This is a genomic window from Lactococcus taiwanensis (assembly GCF_014905395.1).
Lineage (GTDB): Bacteria > Bacillota > Bacilli > Lactobacillales > Streptococcaceae > Lactococcus > Lactococcus taiwanensis.
In genome coordinates this window covers 281,178-298,053 of the sequence record NZ_BNDT01000002.1, presented here as the reverse complement: position 1 = coordinate 298,053, position 16,876 = coordinate 281,178, and the positions used below count along the sequence as shown (strand labels likewise).

The window sequence follows — 16,876 nt, the reverse complement described above, 5'->3', positions numbered from 1 at the left end:
TTCTCGTTCTTTTTATTTTTAAAGTCATCAGCCCACATGGCAATCCCCACGCTTTTTTGCTACAATGGTTCTTATGACTGAACAAAATGGTTTTAAATATTCAATTCTGGCATCTGGTTCTACTGGAAATTCTTTTTATCTAGAAACACAAAAAAAGAAAATCCTTGTTGATGCTGGTCTTTCGGGAAAAAAAATAGAAAGTTTACTCTCAGAGATTGATCGCGATATTCACGATATTGATGCGCTGTTGATTACGCACGAGCATAGTGATCATATCAAGGGAATCGGCGTGCTGGCACGTAAATATGGAATAGATCTTTATGCCAACGAGGACACTTGGACCGAGCTTGATGGGAAGAATGCCTTAGGGAAAATCCCAAAAGAACAAAAACATTTGTTTGAGATGGGAAAAACAATGACTTTTGGCGACATTGATATTGAGTCGTTTGGCGTAAGCCACGATGCTGTTGCCCCTCAATTTTATCGCTTCATGAAAGATAATAAAAGTTTTGTTATGTTGACTGATACAGGATACGTTTCTGACCGCATGCGTGGTACTATTGAAAATGCAGATGGTTATCTGATGGAATCTAATCATGACATTGAGATACTACGCATGGGAGCTTATCCTTGGAGAACTAAGCAACGTATTCTAAGTGATCAAGGGCATTTGTCAAATGAAGACGGTGCAGAAACTGCTTTTAATGTTTTAGGAAACAAAACAAAAAAGATTTTTCTGGGTCACTTAAGCCTCAATAATAATATCAAAGAATTAGCACATCTGACAATGGATGGCTATTTACAACAGCATGATGTGGATACCAAAAAAGAACTCCATATTATTGATACTAGCCATGAGCATGCGAGTCAGCTTTATGATATTTAAAAAATAAATAAAAAGTTACTGACAGAACTGTCAGTAACTTTTTATTTTTAATTCATTTTTACTTTACATCATGCCGCCCATTCCCATGCCTGGATCCATTGGAGGCATAGCTGGTGCAGCTGGTTCTGGTTTATCCGCAACTACTGCTTCAGTTGTTAAAATTAAACCAGCTACTGAAGCTGCATTTTGCAAGGCTGAACGAGTAACTTTCGCTGGGTCAACGATTCCTGTTTCAATCATGTTTACCCATTGTCCCGTAGCAGCATTAAATCCTGTGCCTACTTTTTCAGAGCGAAGTTTATCTATAATAACAGATCCTTCATAGCCTGCATTCGCTGCGATTTGGCGAACAGGTTCTTCCAAAGCACGACGAACAATATTGATTCCTGTTTGAACATCCCCTTCTTCTGAGAGTTGATCAAGTGCACTCATCGCATTGACGAGAGCTGTCCCCCCACCTGAAACAATACCTTCTTCTACAGCAGCACGTGTCGCATTGAGAGCATCTTCGATAAGAAGTTTCATTGCTTTAAGCTCTGTTTCCGTAGCAGCACCAACTTTAATCACCGCCACTCCGCCTGCCAATTTCGCCAAGCGTTCTTGTAATTTTTCGCGATCAAAATCAGAAGTTGTTTTTTCAATTTGGGCTTTGATAATAGCAACTCGATCAGCGATAGCATCCGCAGCGCCAGCACCTTCCACAATAGTGGTATGATCCTTGTCTACAGTTACCTTCGCTGCTTGACCAAGTGCTTCAATTGTTGCATCTTTAAGATCAAGTCCAAGTTCTTCCGTAATAACCGTACCACCAGTTAAAATAGCCAAATCTTCCAATTGGGCTTTACGACGATCACCAAAACCTGGCGCCTTCACAGCTACAACATTGAATACCCCTTTGATTTTGTTTAGAACGAGCGTTGGTAAAGCTTCACCATCCACATCATCTGCAACGATAAGCAATGGGCGGTTTGTCTTCAAGACTTGTTCAAGAAGAGGTAAAATTTCTTGAATATTTGAAATTTTCTTATCAGTAATTAAAAGATAAGGATTATCAAGTTCTGCAACCATTTTTTCGGTATCTGAAACCATATACTGGCTCAAATAACCACGGTCAAATTGCATCCCTTCAACCACATCAAGTTCTGTTTGCATTCCTTTAGATTCTTCTATAGTAATGACACCATCAGAACCTACACGCTCCATCGCATCTGAGATATATTCTCCCACTTTTTCGCTACGAGAAGAAACGGTAGCAACCTGAGCAATTGCTGATTTATCATGGACAGGAATAGCCATTTCTTTAATCGCATCAACTGCAGTTTGGGCAGCTAATTCAATCCCACGACGGATACCCACTGGATTAGCTCCAGCTGTCACATTTTTCAATCCTTCACGTACAATAGCTTGTGTCAAAACAGTCGCTGTTGTTGTTCCATCTCCTGCAATATCATTTGTTTTGGAAGCTACTTCTGAGACAAGTTTAGCTCCCATATTTTCGAAATGATCTTCCAGTTCAATTTCTTTGGCAATTGTAACCCCATCATTTGTAATCAAAGGTGACCCATAAGATTTTTCAAGAACAACATTACGTCCTTTTGGTCCAAGTGTTGTCTTTACAGTATCGGCAAGGATATCAATTCCTCGCATCATTGAAGTTCTTGCATCACTTGAAAATTTAATTTCTTTTGACATATCTGCTCCTTTTAAATAAGAATTATCGTGTTATTATTTTAAACTGTCATGACAGCAATCAAAAAAGATCGCTCCCTACTTATTATTCTACAATGGCAAGAAGGTCTGAATCTTTGAGAATCAAGAATTCTTCACCGTCCATTTTTACCGTCGTCCCTGCAAATTTTTCAAAAATTACAGTATCTCCTACTTTTACAACTGGAGAAATCAGCGTTCCATGATTGGTAGTTTTCCCTTCGCCGACAGCAACAACTTCCGCTGTTTGAGGTTTTTCTTGTGAGGCACTCGTTAAAACGATACCACCAACTGATTTTTCCTCTTCTTCTTTAACGCGCAAAACCACGCGATTCTCTAAAGGTTTCAACATTTTTTGTTTTTCCTCCATTTTATTTTTTTAGCACTCTATTAGGTTAAGTGCTAACCCAATTCTTATTTTATCTCAATGGTCAGATTTAGTCAAGAAAAAACACCAGATTTTTTTATTTTTATTCTAATTAAATGAAGCCGTTTTCAATAATGAGGTCATGAAGACCTCCAATCACTAACGAATACGCATAACTCCTTCCTCTAAAATTATTGTCTGCTTAAAAAGGAAGTTCTTCTCCTTCTAGCATCAACTTTTCAGTATGTGCTGAATTTTCTCGCAAGGCGATTGTTGCTCGACTTTCTAGCAAATCATAATTTAAAGCGAGCACCTCTGTCATATAACGTTTTTGATTTTGCTTGTCCATGTAGCTATGTGTACGAATCTCCCCTTCAACTGAAATGAGAGCCCCTTTTTTAGCGTAAGAAGCCAGCGTTTCTGCCGTCTTCCCCCATAAAATAATCCCAATAAAATCAGCATCACGCCCCCCGTCTTCATTTTTAAAGCGTCGGTTCACTGCAAGTGTGGTTCTCACATATGTTTTACCATTAGTTGTTTTGGTAACTTCTGGATTTTGAGTAAGGCGACCAATTAACATTGTTTTATTCATTTATTTTCCTCCTAACCCTCTATACGGAAAAAATGAATACTTGTCACTTTCGATAATAAAAAACCTCTCAGCATTTACTGACAGGTTGTGTATGATTATTTTGCATTAAGTGCCGCAACAGTCATATAGTTATACGGGCTGTTAAAGTGAGGTAAAAAGAAAAGATCAAGCAGGGCCAGTTCATCAATTGTTTTTTGGTCCTGTATCGCTAAACTAAACATGTTAATGTTACCAGCAATGATTTCGCTATAGCTAGCTAATTGAGCTCCAACCACACGACGACTTTCTTTTTCATAGACAATTCGGATTTTGACCGTATCATTGTCTTCATGTAAAAACCAAGCTTTTTGTTTATCTTCAAAATCAGAATAAGCAACTTCTAGGCCAGCCTTTTGAGCAGCTTTGACAGAAAAACCAGTCGAAGTCATGTGAAAACCAAAAATAGAGATGCCGTTGGATCCTTGTACCCCTGGTGCTTCTAGAGGTGTCCCCCCAATATTATGACCAGCTACAATACCTGAGCGTACAGCATTCGATGCCAAAGCAATATAAGTAAAATCTTGCAATGCATTCGAATAAATAGTAGCCACATCACCGACAGCATAAACGTCGGGATTGCTCGTTTGTTGATGTTTATCAACTTTAATCGCTCCATTTTTAAAAGTAGCTAGGTCATCTTTGGCTAGAGCACTATTTGCGGTGAAGCCAATACAGTTAATCACCAGATCAACATCATAAGCCCCTTTGTTGGTTACAATTTGAGTGACACGACCATCGCTTCCTTTAAATTCTGTGGCCAACTCCCCAAAGTGTAATTCGATACCATGGTGCGCTAAATTTTGATCCATCTCTTTAGCAAAAGTCTCATCATAATAGGAAGCAAGTGAAGTAGACTCAGCATCAAACAATAGAACTTCTTTACCGCGTCGTTTGGCTGCTTCAGCAATCTCTGTACCTATATAACCTGCTCCAATCACAGCAATACGTTGCACTTCTGGTTTTGCAAATTCAGCATCTACTGCCTGTCCCTCTTGAAAAAGTTTCAAGAAATGAATTCCTTCAAGGTCATGACCTGGTAATTTGGGAATGATTGGGCGAGATCCTGTAGCTAAAATTAGTTTGTCGTAGGTTTCAACGAATGTTTCGCCAAATTTCGTTTTTGCATGAATGACTTTTTGTTTAAAATCAATTTCAGTCACTTCAGTTTCTGTCAAGATTTTGGCGCCTTTTGCTTCAAAATCTTCTGGTTTCGCATAAAATAATTCATCGGGCTTTTCAATTTGGCGTCCCACCCAGATAGCTGTTCCACAACCAAGATAACTCATGTTACTATTTCGATCGATCATCACGATTTCGTGGCCTGGATAATGATCAAGTAATGTATTTGCAGCGGCAATCCCCGCGTGATTTGTTCCTATTACAACGATTTTCATGAGGAAAATCTCCTTTGTTAAAATGTTTTTACATTTAATAGTTTAACACAATTGACTTATTTCCTTTGTGTAAGCGCTTGTGAACTTTGTGAATTTTATACTTTGTAAATTTTTAGTAAATTATTCTAAAATTTTGAGCATTAAAAAAGCCCCTGATTAGGGACCTTCTCATCTTGTTATCCTTTTAGTTAGGCTTGCCACATGGTTTTACCATCAAAAGCTGCTCCTACAGGTAATTGTTCTGAAAGTTCAATAATCCCTCTTACTTCAGGGGCATTGGGTAACTCCAATTCACGCGCCGAGCAGAGCATTCCATAAGAAGGAACACCTCTCAAAGCACCAGGAAAAATCAGTGCCCCATTTGGCATCATCGCACCTGGTAGAGCTGCGACTGTTTTGAGTCCAACCGCTGCATTAGGTGCGCCACATACGATTTGTACTGGGTCCGCACATCCAATATTAACTTTACAAATGTGCAGATGATCAGAATCTGCATGGTCTTTCATTTCAACAATTTCGGCAACTACAAATTTAGGTTGAGCGTCATGGACCAGTACATCGCTAAAACCAGCTTTTTTAAGTTCTTTATTCAAAACTTGAACATCACTTGCTGAAAGCTTGATTTGACCATTGGCTGACAGATTGGTCAGTAATTTTTTAGCCCCAAAAATATTCCATGCTACGGTTTCTCCTGTCTCTTGCAAAAAGACACGTGCCACTTTTCCCTTGCGTTCAAAGTTCACTTTTTGACCCTTATCATTTGCTACGATCAACATTAAAACATCGCCAACATGTGTATTGTAAGTTGCAATCATTTTCTTAAATTTCCTTTAAATTTCCCATTATTCAATAAGAGAAGCGTAAGTCAGGCTTACGCTTTTCTGTGTATTTTGTGTTCCCTTGGTTAACCCTGCTGACAGGTCTGTCAGTAAATTATTTAGCGCTCGCCAAGAAGGTGTTAACTTCTTCTTTAGTCTTACGTAGTTTATTGACAAGACGGGCTTTTTCTTTACCATTCTCTAATACAACAAAACTAGGAATCCCCATGATTCCCCATTCGATAGCCACATCCATAAACTGATCACGATCAACTTCTACGAATTCAAATTCTGGATTTTCAGCTTCGATTTCAGGCATCTTAGGTTTAATAAAGTTACAATCTCCACACCAACCAGCAGTGAAGAAGAAGACTCTTCTACCTGGAGCCTTCACAAGTTCCGCTAAGCTTTCCATATTTTCTGGAATAATCATTTTCTTTCCTTTCTTAATTAACTTCTACAAGAAGTATAAAACTTTCTTAATCATAAAGCTACTTCTTTTATTTCTAAAAGTTCTAAAGTTTGAGCGTTAATTTGAAACATAACGGCGTGATTCCCACTAACAACGCCTCCCTCAAAGTAAGCGCCTTGCTTGGGTTCTTCAAAAATCCAAACGGCATCAATCTGACGAGCTGAAAAGTGCTGACGTGCTGTGTCAGTAAGCTCTCGTAGTAGATTTTCTTCCATGGTTTTATAGCCATGATAAACTACATGAGCAGCTGCTGCACTCGCTACAACGCCCAAACCAAACTTTAGTATTTTTTTCATATGGAAATTTTAACATATTTCCTGTTATAATTATAGTGTAAATCATCAAAAGTTGACCGAATCATCAGAAAATGTGACGCTCCTTTGTAGAGGAGCTGGTACCCAGCCTTAATTTTACATTGACTGACCGCGCCATCAGCCAACTTTAACAATTTTTGGAGGAAAAAATGGAACTCTTTGACAAAGTAAAAGCTCTGACGGAAATCCAAGCCACATCTGGTTTTGAAGGACCTGTCCGTGATTATTTAAAAAAACGTATGGTGGAGTTGGGCTACACCCCCGAATTTGACGGTTTGGGTGGTATTTTTGTAACGAAAACCTCGAAAGTGGAAAATGCCCCACGAATTATGGTTGCCGCTCACATGGACGAAGTAGGCTTTATGGTTAGTGCCATCAAATCGGATGGAACACTCCGTGTTGTGCCACTTGGTGGCTGGAATCCATTAGTGGTCTCAGGTCAACGTTTTACACTATTTACGCGCACGGGCCAAAAAATCCCTGTCGTCACAGGTGGACTTCCTCCTCACCTTTTAAGAGGGACTGGTGCAACTCCACAAATGCCAGCGCTCTCGGATATCGTTTTTGATGCGGCTTTTGAAGACGCTGCTGAGGCTGTACAATACGGCGTGGCTCAAGGCGACGTCATCATCCCTGAAACAGAAACTATCTTGACAGCAAATGGTAAAAACGTCATGTCAAAAGCTTGGGATAATCGCTACGGTTGTTTGATGATTCTTGAACTTCTCGAATTTTTAGCTGATAAAGAACTTCCCGTGACACTGATTGTAGGTGCGAACGTCCAAGAAGAAGTTGGCTTACGTGGTGCAAAAGTTTCCACCACGAAGTTCAAACCTGAGCTTTTCTTTGCAGTCGATTGCTCACCAGCTAGCGATACCTTCGGTGATGATAACGGTCAACTGGGGCAAGGAACGACTTTACGCTTCTTTGATCCAGGTCATATCATGCTCCCCGGCTTAAAGAATTTCCTCCTCGACACAGCTGAAACCGCAAAGGTCAAAACACAAGTTTATATGGCCAAAGGCGGGACAGATGCTGGAGCAGCCCACTTAGCAAACGAAGGCATTCCTTCAACTACCATCGGTGTAGTGGCTCGTTATATCCATAGTCATCAAACTATTTTTAACTTAGACGACTTTAGTCAGGCTCAAAACTTTTTACGCGCCATTGTCACACATCTAAACGCTGATCAAGTAGCCCAAATCAAAAATTACTAATAATTTCGCTGAAAAAGGTCACTGACAGCTTTGTCAGTGACCTTATTCTATGAGAGGGTATAAAAAATACATCAGAAACTTTTCTGATGTATTTTTTTATCGTTTTTTAACTTGTAGAAGGCTAGTTAAAGTTAAAATTAGGTAATATCGTTTTCCAACCTGCTGCTCTATCAGCCGCTGTACCGCCTATAGCGTAGTCGTACGTTGTAGTAGGTGCACCAGATTTGGTTGCCCAAAAGCTTGTCGTCGTAGCCCCACCCAGATTAACCGTTTGTGTCTTACCACTTGCAAGTTTCACAGAAACTTTACCTGGTTTTTGTCCAGTGGAGACTAAGACCTTACTCTTGGTTACATTAGAATCTTTGTTGGGATCTGTAAACTTCTTACCTGGTCCAAAAATATTGGGATCAGCAGCGTTGATTGCGTTAACCAACTGAGCAGTGAATGCCGCATTATTGATATAGCCAGAGTTTTTTGACATCCCTGAGTTATCATCGTGACCAGCCCAACCCCCTAAGGTTACCGTTGGAGTTGAAAGCATCATCCAGACGTCCGTATAATTATCGGTTGTCCCAGTTTTACCCGCCCAAGCAACATCTGTTGCCAGGGTAGGGTTGATCGTTTGCAAATTCTCATAAAACTTACTTGTTTTTTGAGATTTCACAACATCTTGCAACATGTACTCCATGATTGTAGAGGTAGCCTCAGAATAAACCTGAGTTCCTCCAGTATCTTTATGTTGGTAAATCACATTTCCCGCATCATCTTTGATACTTTCAACAACGTACCACGGCTCGTACTTTCCACCATTTGCTAAGGTTTGATAACCGTTTGTATGCTGAACAACAGTCGGGTCAATTCCCCCTCCTAAGGGTAAAGATTCAACAGAGTAATCCGAAACTTGGTAACCCATTTTAGTCATATAAGGTTCAACAGATTTTCCCTTATCTTGAATCATTTTGTAAGTCCAATATGCTGGAATATTGTAAGAGACATTTAGAGCTTCAGAAAATGGCATCATCGCGGTTCCTTTGGAACCCACGTGTTCTATATCTTGACCACTGGAATACTTGGCAGGATAGTTAGATAAAACACTCGCTGAACCCATTAGTCCCATATCGATAGCTGGACCATAAGCTAAAATCGGTTTAATCGAAGAACCTGGGGAACGTTCAGTATCAAAGGCATGATTGACTTGACTTTGAGAATAATCGAGCCCACCAATGAAACCATAAACTGCTCCAGTCTTATTATCCATAAGTACATTCCCTGTCTGAATAAGCCCCGTTCCATCTTGCATGAGGCTACCGTAGGTCGCAACAGCATTTTGCATCGCATTATAGACTGACTGATTAATCGTAGTAGTAACGGTATAGCCTTTATTTTGTAAGGATTGTTCAGCTAAATCTTTATAGTGCTGTTTTGTACTATCATTACCGAGCTCCGTAGCTGAGACTTTATCACGCTTGATGAGATAGTTATAAACCTCTGTAACTGCCTCATTGTACACTACATTATAAAGATAACCATGTCCTTGGGATTGCACTTGCGCTGGTTGCAGGAACTCTTTAGAAATGTCTTCAGCTTTATATTTCTCATAATCAGCTTTATTAATATACCCTCCACGATAAAGGTTAAATAAAACCTCTTTTTGTCGAGCAATCCCGTACGCCATATTTTCTTTAGATTTCAGAGAACCATCAGAAGCATAAGGCGAATAAACGATTGGGCTTTGCGGAAGACCTGCGATGAAAGCTGCTTCGGGAACCGTTAAATCTTTCGCAGACTTGCCAAAAATTCCTTTGGCCGCTTCTTGAACCCCAGCAATATTTTGTCCCTTGTTATTCCGACCAAAAGGTGAGACATTAAGATAATCGGTCAAAATTTGATCCTTGCTCAAATAATTATTTAGATTAAGGGCATAGACAATTTCACTGGCTTTACGTTGGAAAGTCACACTATCTCCCAAAACTTGTTGCTTAATAAGCTGTTGGGTAAGCGTGGAACCACCGGAGCTTGTGCCCCCCCCCACAGAACCAAGTATCCCACGGACAACCGCCTTTGGAACAACCCCTTTGTTTGTCCTAAAACTATCGTCTTCTGTTGCGATTAGAGCGTTTTTGACATTCTCAGAAATCTGGTCGCTTGATACAGTGACACGCACGAGATCGCTTGAAATATCAGAAATAGACTGACCATTACTGTAATTGATAACTGATACACCGTGGATATCATTGATTTTAGCAAGCATCTCTTGTTTGTCTGGTAACTTTGTTTTCTCCACCAAGCGTGCAAAATAGCCAACACCTGCAGATGTAGCAAAAACGCCAATTACCACAAATATAATACCGAAAATGATACTAATTCCGCGTACCACAGTAAAGGTGGTCGACCAGACCGTTTTTTCATCTTGCTTAGGCTGATTTGATTGATTCTTTTTATTTTTAGGTTGAAAATTTTTCTTCGCATTTTTCTTTGTTTTTCGTCTTTTATTTTCCATCTTTTCATTAAGACGACTACGCACTTCTTCTTGCGAATCGATTGGCTCTTTTTTCATGCCCTTATTATATCAAATTTAAAGCGATTTTTCGCCATTTTCGGAAATAATTTTTGGAATTTGATATAATATAAAGCAACGTTGTTGTTTTTACATTTTTGTTGGAGCAGAACGACTCAATCATATAGAAAGGATTTTTTTATGAACATTTTTGACGAACTTAAAGCACGTGGTTTAATTTTCCAAACAACCGACGAAGATGCGCTACGTAAGGCGCTCACGGAGGGAATGGTTTCCTATTATGTAGGCTATGATCCCACAGCTGATTCTCTTCATCTTGGAAATTTAGTACAAATCTTGACAATGCGTCGCTTACAGTTGGCTGGACATAAACCATATGCTCTTGTTGGTGGTGCAACTGGCTTGATTGGTGACCCTTCATTTAAAGATTCTGAGCGCTCGCTTCAAACAAAAGACACAGTCACCGCTTGGTCTGAAAAAATCCGTGCCCAACTTGAACGTTTTCTTGATTTTGACAATGGTGAAAACAAGGCTGAGATGACAAACAACTACAATTGGTTCGAAAATCTGACATTTATCGACTTCTTACGTGATGTTGGCAAACATTTTACTGTCAATTACATGATTTCGAAGGATTCTGTCAAGTCTCGCATGGAAACAGGAATTTCTTATACAGAGTTCGCTTACCAAATTATGCAAGGCTATGATTTTTACGAACTCAATCAACTGCACAATGTGACTTTACAACTTGGGGGTTCTGACCAATGGGGTAACATGACTGCTGGTACTGAACTTTTACGCCGAAAGGCTGATAAACAAGGGCACGTCATCACAATTCCTTTGATTACAGATTCTACTGGGAAGAAATTTGGTAAATCTGAGGGAAATGCTATTTGGCTCGATGCTGACAAAACTTCACCTTATGAAATGTACCAATTTTGGCTGAATGTTGATGATGCTGATGCTGTAAAAATGCTCAAAATTTTCACTTTTCTTTCATTAGAAGAGATTGCTGAAATCGAAAAAGAATTTGATGCAGCTCGTCATGAACGCTTAGCACAAAAAGTGCTGGCGCGCGAAGTAGTGACTTTAGTCCATGGTAAAGAAGCTTATGAGCAAGCTGTGAAAACTACTGAAATTTTGTTTGGTGGTGGTGATTTACGCCAACTGGATGCCAAATCAATCTTGGCTGGGCTTAAAGGTGCACCTCATCATCATGTCGAGGCGGATGAAAACTTGGCCTTGCTGGAACTTTTGATTTCTGCTGGTATTGTTAATTCTAAACGTCAAGCCCGTGAGGATATTACAAATGGTGCGATTTATATCAATGGTGAACGGATTCAAGATTTAGACTACATCTTATCTGATGCTGATAAAATCGAAAACCAACTGACGGTTATCCGTCGTGGTAAAAAGAAAAATTTTGTTCTTTCTTACTAACTGAGCTGACCGGATGGTCAGTTTTTTTAATCCTAAAGATGCTACAAATGGGACTTAATAAGTGCAAAAAAAAGTAAAGCTTCCTCTTTCATTTTTATTTCTTTGTGTTATAATGTCAATACTGATTATGTTTTTAGGTGATGGAAATGATAGATAAAAAATTTGAAGAAAAGTTAAAAAACCTTCGCGAATTATACCTTGATAAACGGCCAGAAAAATCTGCTGAAGAACAAGCCCAAGCACTAGAAGCATACACAAAGCTGACAGACGAAGAAAAGGCTACGAAACTTCGTCATCAACTCGAGATGCTTTCTGAGAAACTTGTTAAACTTGATGAAAAGTTAGGCGAACTTCGCGCAGAAAAAGCCAGCAAGGCTGATATTTCCGAACTTAAATACTATATTGATGCTGTCAAAAATAAAAAGATGATACTCGAGCAAAAACTTGAGCTCATTGAAGGCGGCGAATTTGATGCGGCACGTCGTGAAAAGGTTAAACGTCAACTGACCGACCTTGAATTAAAACGTTGCCGTGCCCTATTGAGCAAAAAAGATTGCTCAAAGATTGATGAAAAAATTGCTCTTAAAAAAGAAGCAATGAAACGTTTAAAATAAATCATTCACACTTTTATACTCCTCAGACTAACTGAGGATTTTAGATGAGCCTAACTTATAAAGCTTTTGTGCTTGATTATTAATTGAATGAAAGGAATCTATGCTCCATACTATTTTCTATGTCATCGTTTTCCTTCTAACCCTTGTTCTTTCCAATGTTCTTAATAAAGTCTTCCCAAAACTTGCCCTCCCCCTCATTCAAGTGGTTTTTGGGTTGATTTTGGGTTTTTTTGGTGCAGATGATATTCTTCATGTTGCTCCTGAATTTTTCCTTGGTTTTATTATTGCTCCCTTGCTTTTTCGTGAAAGCGAAGAGGCCGATGTTAAGCATATTTTAAAACACAGTAAGATTATTCTTGTACTGATATTTCCACTGGTTTTTATCACTACACTGGGGCTTGGATTGTTATCACACTGGGTATACGTTGGAATTCCTCTAGCGGCTTGCTTTGCTTTAGGCGCCAGCTTAGCTCCCACCGATGCTGTGGCTGTCGGTGCGTTGTCCAAAAACTTTAGTTTTCCAAAACGGGTCATGAGTATTCTACAAGGGGAAGGTCTGCTCAATGATGCTTCCGGAATCATCGCCTTTCAGATTGCCCTAGTGGCTTTGGTAACTGGTTATTTCTCTTTGCCTGATGCAACGATGAAGCTAGTTATCGCTGCCATTGGTGGTGCAGCTATTGGTTTTGTCCTCATTTATTTTAAGGGCCTGGTCTTACGGTTACTTGAAGATGTTGATGCACGGGATGTCTCAGGATATTTACTCTTAGAATTAGCCGTGCCTTTATCTGCCTTTTTGATCGCTGAAGAATTAGGTGTTTCTGGTATTATTGCTGCTGTAGTAGCTGGGGTTATGTCCGCCAATGGTTTAAAGAGAACCACTTTATTTGATGCACAAGTTGCCAAGTTAAAGAGTACAATCTGGGATACTCTGACTTTTATTCTGAACTCAATCGTCTTCTTCTTCCTTGGAATTGAACTTTATCAACTGGTGGTTCCACTTTTGGTGAATCCGGTCTACTCATCGACTCACCTTCTCCTCCTCACAGTTATTTTAACCCTTGGACTTTTCGTCTTACGTTTTTTGGTTATCAGTTTTTATTATTGGATCCAATCGCTTCGGCGTAAACAACTTTTTTCTGCTTACTGGAATGATATTTTACTTTTAACATTTGCAGGCTCTAAAGGCACAGTAAGTATTGCGACCATCCTCTTGATTCCACGTGATGTAAGTGATGTGCAACCCGTTCTGGTCTTCTTAGCTGCGGCTGTGACTGGACTAAGCTTTTTAGTCGGGATGTTCATTTTGCCCTTCTTTGCCGTTAAAAAAGTGGTCAAGGTGGATAATCTTGCCAAGATTTCAATCTTGTCAGATGTTGTTGACGAATTGCGTAATGACATGAAAAAAGCTAAAAATAAGCAAGGTTATAATATCGCTATTGATGCCTATCAAGAGCGGATTCAACAACTTATTATTGAACAAGAGTCAACAGATATGGCCGTGGATTACAATGATCTGCAACTGCTTATTATTCGGATTGAATCAGAAGGTTTAGAGGCTGCACTACGCGAAAATAAAATTTCACTGTACACGTATCGAACCTACCAACGTTATATTCGTTCATTAGAAACAAGTATTGTCCATTCTCTTGTTTCGAGTTTCCAATTCGCGTATGTCATTATGATGCGGACTTTCCATCTGCTTATGTCTAAGCTTCTACATGTGGACTTTTATTTCAAAAAAACAAAGGCTGTGATGTTAACGACGCGTGATGAAATTACTGAGCTTTACTTTAATAACACTGAACTTATTTTGCAAGCTTTGGATAATTTAAATGGCGTTTTTGATGAACAACTGCTCAACTTTCTGCAAGCAGAACGTCTGAGAACATCTGAGATTGTTGCAGCTGGTGGACACATTTCTCGTGTCATGAACAAAGCTCAGCCTAACAATCTGACTGAGATGATGCGCGCTTATTACCTCGAGCGCAAAGTAATTTTTGAATACGAGGCGGCAGGTGATATTACGGCACGTGAAGCTAGGGAAATGCGTATCAATGTAAACGTACTGGAAGATTATTCATTGGCTAGCAATCATCATACTTTACTTTTTGAGTTTCTTGAACGTCGTAAAAAAGCAAATAAGAACTGACCGTCTGATCAGTTCTTTTTCTTAACCTTATTTTTATTGGTATGCACATCAAAAGTTGCTGACCAAGCCGTCAGTAACTTTTTTTGGATAAACATAAAAAAGCTCCCCTAAAGAGCTTTTTTTATTAGAAAGTTTGAGCTGCTGCTTCAACTTTAGCGATAAATTCAGCAAGCAAGGCATCTGCTTTATCAGGATCATAAGCATGCCCTTCAACAGCAATTTGCTTGAAATCAGCTCCGATGAAGTTAAAGATCGCAGACATATAAACAGTCGCTGGATCTTGTGCGCTATAAACTCCCCCGTTAGCTTGGAGATGCAATACTTTTTTTCCACCTGCAAGTCCAACAGGACCTTCAGCCGTATACTTAAAGGTTTTACCAGCCACATTCACAGTATCAACCCAAGATTTCAATTCTGCAGGAATCATCAGATTATACATTGGATTGGCGATAACCACTTTATCTGCTGCCAAAAACTGTTCTGTGAGTTCACCGAAACGGGCCAACTTTTCTTGCTGTGAAGCTGTCAATTGAGCACCTTCGCCAGCAAACATCGCACTTACTAGCTCCGTATTGAGTGAGGGGATTGTACCATCAAAAACATCGAGGACTTCGATTTCATCTGTAGGATGAGCAGCTTTGTAAGCAGCAACAAATGCGTCAAGTCCCTTAAGTGACATAGAGTAGTCAGCAGTCAGGGGATGTCCTTTAACAACGAGAAGTTTAGTCATAATTCATTTCCTTTTTTATAATGATATGAGAATCATTATATCAAACTTTTTCGTAAACCTGAACAAAAAAGTACGTGAACATTTACACATGTAAACTCATCAAAAGCTCTGACAGCCTCATCAGTAAAAAACAACCTTTTCAGGTTGTCTTATGCGCTTTTTTTACGACCTAATAAGCGGATCAGCCCTAAAATCCAGGTAATCAGTACTAAAAAAGTAGAGAAATAAAAGGCCACATGAAAACCATGTAAAAATGCAGTGGGTTGGTTAGGAAGATAGGTATTAACCCGATAACCCAGCTTACTTGACATTGCAGTAAATAGGATAAGCGTAGCCAATGACGTTCCCAAAACAAATGCCATATTCCGTGCTAATGAATTAACGGATCCTGCAATCCCAAGATATTGTCGCTCAACACTTTCCATGATTAAAGCATTATTTGGGCTCTGGAAGATTCCCATTGACATTCCTTGAAAAGCAATAATAACTACCACAAACCATGGTGCTGAATGTGGGTTAATTAGTAAGTAACCAAGTTGAGATAAAACAATTCCTGAGATACCTACAAAAGTTACAATTTCCTTATCCATCTTATCAGCAATTGAGCCTGCTAAAGGGCTAGCAATGAGCATTGCAACAGGATAAGCCATCATAAATAGACCAGCCAAACCTGGTGCATAAGCTCTAAAGTCTTGCAGGTAAAACGGCAGTAAAATGCTTGAAAACATTGCTACTGTAAAGTTAAAAAGTGCCATAATGATACTCATGGTGAACAATTTAGATTTAAAAATTCCTAAATCCAATAGAGGTTTTGCTACTTTTTTCTCCGTTGCAATGAAAGCAACCAATAATATCAAACCAACTATCACCGCAATAATGATCATAGGATTTGTCCATCCCAAAGTTTGACCAAAGTTCAAAGCCAAAAAGAGTAACACAATAACCAAGGTCATCAATGTTCCTCCAGTGACATCCATATCTGACCATTTTCCTTCGGGGCTCTCTTTAGGAAGTGCACGACTCCCAAAAATCCAAGCAATGATACCTATCGGCACATTAATCCAAAAAATGTAATTCCAACTTGCTACTTGTAAAATTAATCCCCCAAGAGCAGGACCAGCTATTGATCCTACCGAAACAAACATGGCAGAGATTGCCAAGGCACGCGCCCGGCGCTCAGGTGGGAAAATTTCTGAAATGATACCAAAACCAGTAGCCATGAACATTGCGGCCCCTATAGCCTGAACAATCCTTGCAAAGAGCAGAAAACCAAGGCCACCGCCGAAATTTACCCCAGCAAGAAATGAACCTAAAATAAAAATTCCCCAACCAATGCGAGCAATTTTTGATTTACCAATTAAGTCGCCCAAGCGACCAAAAATCAGCACGATAGCTGAAATCACAATTAAATAAATCGTCACTACCCATGTAATTTGAGCCGTAGAAACATGAAGCTCTCTCGACATTGTTGGCAAAGCAATATTTACAATTGAGCCATCCAATGTCGACATAAACGTAAAAATACCTAGCGCAATTAGCGCTTTAATCCGATCAGACATTTTTTTCCTTTCTATGACACAGTCAAAGTCAAGTATGTTCGTACTTTAGAGCAAAAA

Annotated in this window: 15 protein-coding genes; 5 read left to right on the top strand and 10 right to left on the bottom strand. The window is 39.5% G+C overall.

Annotation, left to right across the window (positions count from 1 at the left end; all coding sequences use genetic code 11):
* Positions 1–73: 73 nt before the first annotated feature.
* A complete protein-coding gene (gene walJ / locus JKP71_RS03725; protein ID WP_200407072.1) occupies positions 74–886 on the top strand; it encodes an exodeoxyribonuclease WalJ in 813 nt (270 codons plus the stop codon).
* 63 nt (positions 887–949) lie between these two features.
* Here the strand turns inward: walJ and groL are convergent, their stop codons facing one another.
* The 7 genes from groL to JKP71_RS03690 form a co-directional block, all read right to left on the bottom strand.
* Positions 950–2,578: a chaperonin GroEL gene (groL, locus tag JKP71_RS03720; RefSeq protein WP_075524795.1), complete on the bottom strand. Its 1,629-nt coding sequence runs from the start codon at positions 2,576–2,578 to the stop codon at positions 950–952.
* 82 nt (positions 2,579–2,660) lie between these two features.
* The gene (groES, locus tag JKP71_RS03715; RefSeq protein WP_075524796.1) at positions 2,661–2,945 is read right to left on the bottom strand and encodes a co-chaperone GroES; all 285 of its coding nucleotides are present in this window, start codon (positions 2,943–2,945) and stop codon (positions 2,661–2,663) included.
* Positions 2,946–3,162: 217 nt separating this feature from the next.
* Complete coding sequence (locus JKP71_RS03710; protein ID WP_075524797.1) at positions 3,163–3,552, bottom strand: single-stranded DNA-binding protein; 390 nt, start codon at positions 3,550–3,552, stop codon at positions 3,163–3,165.
* A 95-nt stretch (positions 3,553–3,647) separates the two neighbouring features.
* Positions 3,648–4,985, bottom strand: coding sequence for a H2O-forming NADH oxidase (nox, locus tag JKP71_RS03705; RefSeq protein WP_075524798.1), 1,338 nt, complete (start codon positions 4,983–4,985; stop codon positions 3,648–3,650).
* Positions 4,986–5,173: 188 nt separating this feature from the next.
* Positions 5,174–5,800, bottom strand: coding sequence for a YtpR family tRNA-binding protein (ytpR, locus tag JKP71_RS03700; RefSeq protein ID WP_075524799.1), 627 nt, complete (start codon positions 5,798–5,800; stop codon positions 5,174–5,176).
* 118 nt (positions 5,801–5,918) lie between these two features.
* Positions 5,919–6,236, bottom strand: a complete 318-nt coding sequence (locus JKP71_RS03695; RefSeq protein WP_075524800.1) for a thioredoxin family protein — start codon at positions 6,234–6,236, stop codon at positions 5,919–5,921.
* Positions 6,237–6,286: 50 nt separating this feature from the next.
* On the bottom strand, positions 6,287–6,571 hold the full coding sequence (locus JKP71_RS03690; protein WP_200407071.1) for a hypothetical protein: 285 nt from the start codon (positions 6,569–6,571) through the stop codon (positions 6,287–6,289).
* A 167-nt stretch (positions 6,572–6,738) separates the two neighbouring features.
* Here JKP71_RS03690 and pepA point away from each other — a divergent pair, with 167 nt between their 5' ends.
* The gene (gene pepA / locus JKP71_RS03685; RefSeq protein WP_200407070.1) at positions 6,739–7,806 is read left to right on the top strand and encodes a glutamyl aminopeptidase; all 1,068 of its coding nucleotides are present in this window, start codon (positions 6,739–6,741) and stop codon (positions 7,804–7,806) included.
* A 121-nt stretch (positions 7,807–7,927) separates the two neighbouring features.
* Here pepA and JKP71_RS03680 read toward each other — a convergent pair whose 3' ends face one another.
* Positions 7,928–10,363 carry a transglycosylase domain-containing protein gene (locus tag JKP71_RS03680; protein WP_200407069.1) on the bottom strand — a complete coding sequence of 812 codons (2,436 nt, stop codon included), beginning with the start codon at positions 10,361–10,363 and terminating at the stop codon, positions 7,928–7,930.
* A 141-nt stretch (positions 10,364–10,504) separates the two neighbouring features.
* Between JKP71_RS03680 and tyrS the strand changes: the two genes are divergently transcribed.
* The 3 genes from tyrS to JKP71_RS03665 all read left to right on the top strand — a co-directional run bounded on the left by tyrS (position 10,505) and on the right by JKP71_RS03665 (position 14,530).
* Entirely contained in the window at positions 10,505–11,764 is a 1,260-nt protein-coding gene (tyrS, locus tag JKP71_RS03675; RefSeq protein WP_200407068.1) for a tyrosine--tRNA ligase, read from the top strand.
* 146 nt (positions 11,765–11,910) lie between these two features.
* The gene (locus tag JKP71_RS03670) at positions 11,911–12,378 is read left to right on the top strand and encodes a hypothetical protein (RefSeq protein ID WP_075524805.1); all 468 of its coding nucleotides are present in this window, start codon (positions 11,911–11,913) and stop codon (positions 12,376–12,378) included.
* Between the two features lie 100 nt (positions 12,379–12,478).
* A complete protein-coding gene (locus JKP71_RS03665) occupies positions 12,479–14,530 on the top strand; it encodes a cation:proton antiporter (protein ID WP_075524806.1) in 2,052 nt (683 codons plus the stop codon).
* A 124-nt stretch (positions 14,531–14,654) separates the two neighbouring features.
* Here the strand turns inward: JKP71_RS03665 and JKP71_RS03660 are convergent, their stop codons facing one another.
* Together JKP71_RS03660 and JKP71_RS03655 are read right to left on the bottom strand one after the other, a co-directional pair.
* Entirely contained in the window at positions 14,655–15,260 is a 606-nt protein-coding gene (locus JKP71_RS03660) for an FMN-dependent NADH-azoreductase (protein WP_200407067.1), read from the bottom strand.
* A gap of 149 nt (positions 15,261–15,409) precedes the next feature.
* On the bottom strand, positions 15,410–16,819 hold the full coding sequence (locus JKP71_RS03655; RefSeq protein ID WP_200407066.1) for an MFS transporter: 1,410 nt from the start codon (positions 16,817–16,819) through the stop codon (positions 15,410–15,412).
* Positions 16,820–16,876: the final 57 nt, after the last annotated feature.

Bases quoted from the DNA above. Each gene is read 5' to 3' on its own strand.
- walJ (WP_200407072.1), top strand. From the start codon at position 74: ATGACTGAACAAAATGGTTTTAAATATTCAATTCTGGCATCTGGTTCT.
- groL (WP_075524795.1), bottom strand. From the start codon at position 2,578: ATGTCAAAAGAAATTAAATTTTCAAGTGATGCAAGAACTTCAATGATG.
- groES (WP_075524796.1), bottom strand. From the start codon at position 2,945: ATGTTGAAACCTTTAGAGAATCGCGTGGTTTTGCGCGTTAAAGAAGAA.
- JKP71_RS03710 (WP_075524797.1), bottom strand. From the start codon at position 3,552: ATGAATAAAACAATGTTAATTGGTCGCCTTACTCAAAATCCAGAAGTT.
- nox (WP_075524798.1), bottom strand. From the start codon at position 4,985: ATGAAAATCGTTGTAATAGGAACAAATCACGCGGGGATTGCCGCTGCA.
- ytpR (WP_075524799.1), bottom strand. From the start codon at position 5,800: ATGATTGCAACTTACAATACACATGTTGGCGATGTTTTAATGTTGATC.
- JKP71_RS03695 (WP_075524800.1), bottom strand. From the start codon at position 6,236: ATGATTATTCCAGAAAATATGGAAAGCTTAGCGGAACTTGTGAAGGCT.
- JKP71_RS03690 (WP_200407071.1), bottom strand. From the start codon at position 6,571: ATGAAAAAAATACTAAAGTTTGGTTTGGGCGTTGTAGCGAGTGCAGCA.
- pepA (WP_200407070.1), top strand. From the start codon at position 6,739: ATGGAACTCTTTGACAAAGTAAAAGCTCTGACGGAAATCCAAGCCACA.
- JKP71_RS03680 (WP_200407069.1), bottom strand. From the start codon at position 10,363: ATGAAAAAAGAGCCAATCGATTCGCAAGAAGAAGTGCGTAGTCGTCTT.
- tyrS (WP_200407068.1), top strand. From the start codon at position 10,505: ATGAACATTTTTGACGAACTTAAAGCACGTGGTTTAATTTTCCAAACA.
- JKP71_RS03670 (WP_075524805.1), top strand. From the start codon at position 11,911: ATGATAGATAAAAAATTTGAAGAAAAGTTAAAAAACCTTCGCGAATTA.
- JKP71_RS03665 (WP_075524806.1), top strand. From the start codon at position 12,479: ATGCTCCATACTATTTTCTATGTCATCGTTTTCCTTCTAACCCTTGTT.
- JKP71_RS03660 (WP_200407067.1), bottom strand. From the start codon at position 15,260: ATGACTAAACTTCTCGTTGTTAAAGGACATCCCCTGACTGCTGACTAC.
- JKP71_RS03655 (WP_200407066.1), bottom strand. From the start codon at position 16,819: ATGTCTGATCGGATTAAAGCGCTAATTGCGCTAGGTATTTTTACGTTT.